A 7,025-nucleotide genomic window follows, 5' to 3' on the forward strand; every position below is an offset into this window, starting at 1 on the left:
TCGACGCGATGACGACGATCGGCAAAGGGCTGCGGGCCGAGCTCGCGGCGCATTTTTCGCTCGATCTGCCGGAGGTCACGGCCGAGCAGGTGTCCACGGACGGCACCCGCAAATGGCTGCTGCGGATGCCATCCGCCGGCCCGCGCGACCGCGGCGCCGAGATCGAGTGCGTCTACATTCCCGAGGTCGACCGCGGCACGCTCTGCGTCTCGAGTCAGGTCGGCTGCACGCTGACCTGCACCTTCTGCCACACCGGCACGCAGCGCCTCGTGCGCAACCTCACCACCGAGGAGATCGTGGCGCAGCTGATGGTGGCGCGCGACAGGCTGGGCGATTTTCCCAACCGCGTGCCGCCGGAAGGCGCGTTCGTGCCGAATGATGGCGGGCGCTTCGTCTCCAACATCGTCTTCATGGGCATGGGCGAGCCGCTCTACAATTTCGACGGCGTGCGCGACGCGATCGACGTGATCTCGGACGATCAGGGGCTCTCGCTCGGGCGCCGCCGCATCACCGTTTCGACCTCCGGCGTCGTGCCGCAGATCGGCCCGCTCGGCGAGGAGATGGGCACGATGCTGGCGATCTCGCTGCATGCCGTGCGCGACGAACTGCGCAACGAGCTCGTGCCGCTGAACAAAAAATATCCGATCAGGGATCTGATGGAGGCCTGCCGGACCTATCCGGGGCTGACCAACGCCAAGCGCATCACCTTCGAATACGTCATGCTGAAGGGGGTCAACGATTCCGACGCCGAGGCGCGCGAGCTGGTGCGGCTGCTCAAGGGCATCCCGGCCAAGATCAACCTGATCCCGTTCAATCCCTGGCCCGGCACCCGTTACGAATGCTCGGACTGGGACCGGATCGAACGCTTCTCCGAGATCGTCTTCCGCGCCGGTTATGCCTCGCCGGTGCGGACACCGCGCGGGCGCGACATCCTCGCCGCCTGCGGCCAGCTCAAGAGCGAGACCGAGAAGCTTTCGGCGCGGGCCCGGCTGATGCTGGAGCAGGACCAGGCCGGCGAGTCCGGTGCCGCCGTCGCAGCCGAATAGGCGCGTCGCCCTTGCGCTGGCTGCTGCTGATCCCCTTCGCCTGCCTCGTCGCCATGGGCGCCGGGCTCGTCGCGCTCGGCCTTGCCAGCGTGGCCTCGCCCGCCGTGGCGCTCACGATCGGCGGCGGCATCGAGCGCCTGCTCGATCTGCTGTTCGGCCTTGCCGAGACCGGCGTCGATCCCGCTCCCGCCGCACAGGCCGCCTTCGCATTGGTGGCGCGGCTGGGCTTTGCGATCATCGTCGCGCCGGTGGTCATCGTCGCTGTCCTGGCGGAGCTGCTGCGGCTGCGCAGCGGGCTGGCCCAGAGCGGCCTGACGGGTCTTCTGGCCGCTCTGCTGCCGCTGGCGATGCTGCGCCTGGCGCGCACGCCGAGCCCGCTGGAGCTGCAGATCATCTCCGGGCTGTTCCTCGTCGGCGTCGTCTCGGGTTTCGTCTACTGGCTGATCGCCGGGCGCGGGGCGGGCGGAGAGCCGAAAGCTCCCGCCCTGCCGAGGTCGTGACGACGCTTCAGAGGCCGAGCACCTTGCGCAGTTCCGCCTTGGCGGCCGCGAATTCGCTCTGGAACTCCGGCTGATCCATGATACGGGCGGCGATGACCGAACCCGCGATCCGGCCGGCTTCGATGTCTGAGCGGTAGTGGATGCCGCCGATCACGCGGTTCCAGCCATAGGCCCAGGCGCGATCCATGATCTCGGCCTTCTTCTCCGGCACCATGTTGGAGAGAACGATGCCCATCAGCGTGCCGACGGTGGTGTGGCCGGAAGGGTAGGAGCCGGAGTTCGACATCTTCACCACCGGCTTGACCAGCGGGCTCGCCATATGGGGGCGAGGGCGCTTCCAGCTATCCGTCGCCGGATCGACGACGGCGCCCTCGGTCTCGACCACGCGGTCGAAGAAGGCGGAGAAGACCGGCAGCGCCTCGGCTTTGAAGGCCGGACCCATCACATCGGCGAAGCGCCAGACATTCTCGGTCGCGTCCGCTTGGGCCTGCGCCTCCGTCTCGGGCGTGCGCGTCACCTGGATCGTCAGCACCTCGCCGATCTCCGCCTTGGTCTGGGCCGAATCCTGCGCCGGCGGCGGCTTCAGGATTGTCAGGAGGTCGATGGTCCTGGCTGTGGCGAAAGGCTTGGCGTTTTCGGCATGCAGCGGTGCGCTGACGGCGAGAAGGGCGAAGAGGGCGAAAGCGAGCTTGCGCATGGTGAGGGGTCCTGATGGTGACGGCAGACGCACGCGCTTCGCAGATGACAGGGTGATGACCTCCGGCAACGGGGTCGCTTGCGCCGCGCAGCGTCGGGGCATCCGCATCAGTCGCCGATGGCCACGCCTTCCCGGCGACCATCGGCGCCGCCGAGAAATCCTTCCGGCGTCTTGACGATGGCCTGGGTGCCGGAGGTCATCTCCAGCAGGCGCACCTCATGGCCCTTCGCCTCGAGCGCGGCCTTCCAGGCTTCCGAATCCGTGCCTTTCTCCAGCTCGGTCGGGCCGTTGCGGCTGCCGAAATTGCCGAAATCGACGGCCTGCTGCGGGTCCATCCGCCAGTCGAGCAGCGCCACCAGCGTCTTGCCGACATATTGGATGATCTGGCTGCCGCCGGGGGACCCGACCACGGCGTAAAGCCGGCCGAAGGCGTCGAAGACCAGGGTCGGCGCCATGGAGGAGCGCGGCCGCTTGCCCGGCTCGACGCGGTTGGCCACCGGCTTGCCGTCCTCCTCGGGCGCGAAATTGAAATCGGTCAGCTCGTTGTTGAGCAGGAAACCGCCTTTTGTCATCAGCCGCGAGCCGAATCCGTCCTCGATCGTGGTGGTCATCGCCACGGCGTTGCCAGCCGCATCGACGATGGAGATATGGCTGGTGCCGTGCTCGATGCCGTCAGAGGTGCCGAGCAGCTGGGCGCGCCTGTGGGGCGGATCGCCCGGCTTGGCGCGACCCATCGAGCGCTCGGGGCTGACGAGCCCGGCCCGGGAGCGGATATAGTCGCGGTCGATCAGGCCGCTGAGCGGCACGCTGAAGAAGCCGGGATCGGCGAGGTAGAGATTGCGGTCGGCGAAGGCGAGACGCCCGGCTTCGGCGAACCAGTGGACCGCTTCCGGCCCCGGCCCCATGCGGCGCAGATCCTGCCCCTCGAGAATGCCGAGCATCTGCTGCAGCGCCACGGCGCCGGAGCTCGGCGGCCCCATGCCGCAGAGGCGCCAGAGGCGATAGCCGCCGCAGACCGGCTCGCGCTCCTCGACGCGGTAGGCCTCGAGGTCGGCGAGCGTCATGTCTCCCGGATTGGACGGATGGCCGGTGACGGTCGCCACGATATCCTCTGCGATCGGCCCCTTGTAAAAAGCGTCCGCTCCCTGAGCGGCGATGGCGCGCAAAGTCGCGGCGAAGGCCGGGTTCTTGAGCAGCGTGCCGACGGCCTTCGCCCGACCGTCGGGCTCGTAGAAGTATGCGGCGGCGAGGCCGTTTTTCGGGAGGTCCTTCTCGCCGGCGAGCAGGCCGTTGAGGCGTGGCGAAATGGCGAAGCCATCCTCCGCCAGCTTCAGGGCCGGGGCGACGAGATCGGCGAAGGGCAGCTTGCCCCAACGCCGATGAGCCTCCGCCAGCAGCTTCAGCGTGCCCGGCACGCCGACCGAACGCCCGCCGACGACCGCTTCGCGGAAGGGCATCGGCTTGCCGTCCCTCATGAACCGGTCCGGCCTTGCGGCGGCAGGCGCCGTCTCGCGTCCGTCCAGCGTCGTCACCTTGCGCTCGGCTTCGCTCCAATGGACGAGGAAGGCGCCGCCGCCGATGCCGGAACTCTGCGGCTCGACGAGATTGAGCACGAGTTGCACCGCGATGGCGGCATCGACCGCGCTGCCACCGGCGCGCAGGATCTCCCGGCCGGCTCCGGCCGCCAGCGGGTTGGCCGCCGCGGCCATGTAGCGCTGAGCGGTTCCGGTGGTCTTGACCGTGCGACCGGTCGCCGCTTCGGGCGCCTGGGCCTGTGCGAGCGCGCCGGCGAGGGGAAACAGCAGGGCAGGAAGCAGGAGCAGAATGTGGCGTCGCACGGCGAGGCATCCCGGTGGCAGCGATCGGCGGATAGTGGAGCATCATGCGAGGGCACGGAAAAGGGCCTTCGCAGCCAGGCCACGCCCCGCGGATCGCCGGCTTGCGTCTTGGATGCGCCATCGGCCGCGGGTAAGGTCCGAATCACCTGCTGCCAGACGTTGCCAAAGGGGTTTCCGGCATGTCGTTTTCCGCCCAGCTTCGCCGCCCGCTCGCGTGGCTCGTCCTCGGTCTGATGGGTCTGGCGCTCGCGGGCTGCGGCTACAACAATGTTCCGACGATGGAGGAGCGCGCCAAGGCCGCCTGGTCCGAGGTGCAGAACCAGTATCAGCGCCGCGCCGACCTCATCCCGAACCTGGTCGAGACGGTGAAGGGCTATGCCGCGCAGGAAAAGGACGTGCTGACCTCCGTCATCGAGGCGCGCGCCAAGGCGAGCCAGGTCAAGGTCGATGCCTCCACGGTGAACGACCCGGCCAAGTTCAAGGAATTCCAGGACGCGCAGAACCAGCTCAGCGGCGCGCTGGGCCGTCTGCTCGTCACCGTCGAGCGCTATCCGGAGCTGAAGTCAAACCAGAACTTCCTGGCCTTGCAGTCCCAGTTGGAGGGGACCGAGAATCGTGTGGCCGTGGCGCGGCGCGACTACATCCAGGCCGTGCAGGCTTACAACACCGAGATCCGCACCTTCCCCGGCGTGATCTGGGCCAAATTGGTCTGGGGCGCCAAGCCGATGGAAAGCTTCACCGCGAGCGCCGGGGCGGATCGCGCGCCTAGCGTGAAGTTCTGACGGCGTGACGAGCCTGGCCGCAGCGGCGCGAGCGACGCTTCCCCGTCGCGGATGGGGTCTCGGCCCGGCGCTGCTGCTTTGCCTCCTGTTGTTCGGCGCTCTGGCCGCGCTCGCGGCGGAGCCGAGCTATCCGGCGCTCACCGGCCGCATCGTCGACGGCGCGAACATCGTCGCGCCCGAAGTGCGCCAGCGCATCGAGGAGAAGCTCAAGGCGCATGAAGACAAGACTTCGGACCAGGTCGTGGTCGCGACCTTACCGTCGCTTCAGGGGCTGACGATCGAGGATTACGCCAACGGGCTGTTTCGCCACTGGCAGCTGGGGCAGAAGGCGAAGAACAACGGCGTCCTGCTGATCGTCGCGCCGGCGGAGCGCAAGGTGCGGATCGAGGTCGGATACGGGCTCGAAGGCGCGCTGACCGATGCCCTGTCCAGCACGATCATCAGCACGGCGATCGCGCCCAAATTCCGCAATGGCGATTTTCCCGGCGGCATCGAAGCCGGCGTCGATGCGATCGTCAGCATCCTGGCCGGCGATGCCGAGCAATGGCAGCGGCGCGCCGAGATCCGCAGCGACGAGAGCAGCTTTTCCGAGAAGGTCGCCGTGGTCGTCGCGGTCATCCTGATCATGCTGTTCGTCATCTCCTTCCTGCGCGGGGTCTCCCAGCAAAGCGGCGTGCAGCGTCACCGCACCCGGGACGGCCGCTGGATCGTGCTGCCGCCCGGCTCGGGCTCGGGCTCGGGCTGGGGCTCCGGGTCCGGCTGGGGCGGAGGCGGGGGCTGGAGCTCGGGAGGCGGCGGCTTCTCTGGCGGCGGCGGTTCTTCGGGCGGCGGCGGGGCATCGGGGAGCTGGTGATGGACGAGGCCGACAGGCAGGCGATTGCCGAGGCGGTGCGGCGGGCCGAAAGCGGAACCGCGGGCGAGATCGTCGTCGTTATCGAGGAGCAGGCCTCGCATTACCGCAGCGTGCCGATCGTGCTGGCGCTGAGCCTCGCCTTGCTCGTGCCCTGGCCGCTGATGTGGCTGACGATGGTCAGCGCCCCCCGGATCTTCCTCATCCAGCTGATCGCGGCGGTCCTGCTTCTGGCCGGGCTCGGCTGGCGTGGCCGCGGCGGTCGCTTCGTGCCGGGCTTCGTCAAGCGCAAGCGAGCGCATCAGGCGGCGCTGCGCGAATTCACCATGCGCGGCCTCGCCCGGACCCGGAACAGGACCGGGGTGCTGCTCTACGTCGCGCGGCAGGAGCGCTTCGCCGAGGTGCTGGCCGATAGCGGCATCGAGGCGAAGATCGACGCCGAACGCTGGCGCATGATCATCGAGCCGCTGGTCAAGGAAGCCGCCGCCGGCCGCCTGACCGAGGGCGTGATCGCAGCGGTCGGCGCGATCGGTGCCGTGCTGGCGGACCATGTGCCGGCCGGATCGGACGATGTGGACGAACTGCCCAACAAGGTCATCGTGCTTTAGGAGGCGGCGGCGCCGCTTCCCCTCTCAAGCGCGCTGAGTTTTCGCCGAAACACCCCGTTATCCCGGGCTTGTCCCGGGATCCATCGGAGGGCGCCATTGCCCTAGAATGGGCGGCGCCGCTTCGCAGCTTGTCCGGGATGACGGTCTGGTTCCGTGCAAAATCAGCATGCTCTCGCCGCGCTTCGAGATCGGACCGTACGATCCGCTCCGTCGCTCAGGGCGTCGCGGGTCCGCGTGCCGCGCCCAGAACCGCTCCCGGCATGATCCCGTATTTGCCGGGCAGATCGGCCTGGACGACGACGACATAGCCATCCGCATCGGGCGTCCGGATCCCGGCGAGCGGGACGTTGAGGCGGGTCTCGCGGCCGTTCCAATCGCCGATGCGCTGCATGCCGCGCACGACATTGGCATAGGACAGCGTACGGCCCTGATTTTCGCCGCGCGTGATCGGCACCGTCACTTGACGGGTCGTCTGCAACAGCCAGATGCCGGCCTTGCGATCCTCGGGCGTGGCCGAGGGCTTCACCTCGACTTCGAGATCGCCGGCCGTCTCCTTGAGGGCGATGCGGGCCTCGAAGCCGGAAGCCGGCAGCTGGCGCACCGCCTTTTCGACCTCCTCCTTGTCGGAGCCGACAAGATGGGCGGTGCCGTTGACGACGATCTGCGGGGTGTAGACCTGCCCGTCGCCGCGCGCCTTGGCGTAG

Annotated in this window: 8 protein-coding genes; 5 read left to right on the forward strand and 3 right to left on the reverse strand. The window is 68.5% G+C overall.

The genetic code is table 11. From position 1 onward, the window contains the following. Both rlmN and ACOJTB_RS12935 read left to right on the forward strand, forming a co-directional pair. The coding region (gene rlmN / locus ACOJTB_RS12930) for a dual-specificity RNA methyltransferase RlmN (RefSeq protein ID WP_420102932.1) at positions 1-1,046 on the forward strand (1,046 nt) is incomplete at its 5' end. A gap of 11 nt (positions 1,047-1,057) precedes the next feature. Then, a complete protein-coding gene (locus ACOJTB_RS12935) occupies positions 1,058-1,546 on the forward strand; it encodes a hypothetical protein (RefSeq protein ID WP_420102933.1) in 489 nt (162 codons plus the stop codon). Between the two features lie 7 nt (positions 1,547-1,553). On the opposite strand, the gene ACOJTB_RS12940 is transcribed toward ACOJTB_RS12935, so the two are convergent. Both ACOJTB_RS12940 and ggt read right to left on the reverse strand, forming a co-directional pair. Continuing rightward, positions 1,554-2,243 (reverse strand): acid phosphatase, encoded by a 690-nt coding sequence (locus ACOJTB_RS12940; protein WP_420102934.1) that lies wholly within the window; start codon positions 2,241-2,243, stop codon positions 1,554-1,556. Between the two features lie 107 nt (positions 2,244-2,350). Then, positions 2,351-4,081 (reverse strand): gamma-glutamyltransferase, encoded by a 1,731-nt coding sequence (gene ggt, locus ACOJTB_RS12945; protein ID WP_420102935.1) that lies wholly within the window; start codon positions 4,079-4,081, stop codon positions 2,351-2,353. A gap of 179 nt (positions 4,082-4,260) precedes the next feature. Between ggt and ACOJTB_RS12950 the strand changes: the two genes are divergently transcribed. Genes ACOJTB_RS12950 through ACOJTB_RS12960 form a run of 3 tightly spaced genes read left to right on the forward strand, consistent with a single transcriptional unit; the run spans position 4,261 to position 6,321 of the window. Further along, the gene (locus ACOJTB_RS12950) at positions 4,261-4,863 is read left to right on the forward strand and encodes a LemA family protein (RefSeq protein WP_420102936.1); all 603 of its coding nucleotides are present in this window, start codon (positions 4,261-4,263) and stop codon (positions 4,861-4,863) included. Between the two features lie 13 nt (positions 4,864-4,876). After that, a complete protein-coding gene (locus tag ACOJTB_RS12955) occupies positions 4,877-5,716 on the forward strand; it encodes a TPM domain-containing protein (RefSeq protein ID WP_420102939.1) in 840 nt (279 codons plus the stop codon). Continuing rightward, a complete protein-coding gene (locus ACOJTB_RS12960; protein ID WP_420102937.1) occupies positions 5,716-6,321 on the forward strand; it encodes a TPM domain-containing protein in 606 nt (201 codons plus the stop codon). Before ACOJTB_RS12955 ends, ACOJTB_RS12960 begins: the two co-directional genes overlap by 1 nt. Positions 6,322-6,535: 214 nt before the next feature. Here ACOJTB_RS12960 and ACOJTB_RS12965 read toward each other — a convergent pair. Next, positions 6,536-7,025, reverse strand: a 490-nt coding sequence (locus ACOJTB_RS12965; protein ID WP_420102938.1) for a DUF1223 domain-containing protein, incomplete at its 5' end; no start/stop codon positions are given.

The sequence above is a fragment of the Allobosea sp. genome, from assembly GCF_048595345.1.
Lineage (GTDB): Bacteria > Pseudomonadota > Alphaproteobacteria > Rhizobiales > Beijerinckiaceae > Allobosea.

Coding starts and splice junctions, on each gene's coding strand:
- ACOJTB_RS12940 (WP_420102934.1), bottom strand. CDS start 2,243: ATGCGCAAGCTCGCTTTCGCCCTCTTCGCCCTTCTCGCCGTCAGCGCA.
- ACOJTB_RS12950 (WP_420102936.1), top strand. CDS start 4,261: ATGTCGTTTTCCGCCCAGCTTCGCCGCCCGCTCGCGTGGCTCGTCCTC.
- ACOJTB_RS12960 (WP_420102937.1), top strand. CDS start 5,716: ATGGACGAGGCCGACAGGCAGGCGATTGCCGAGGCGGTGCGGCGGGCC.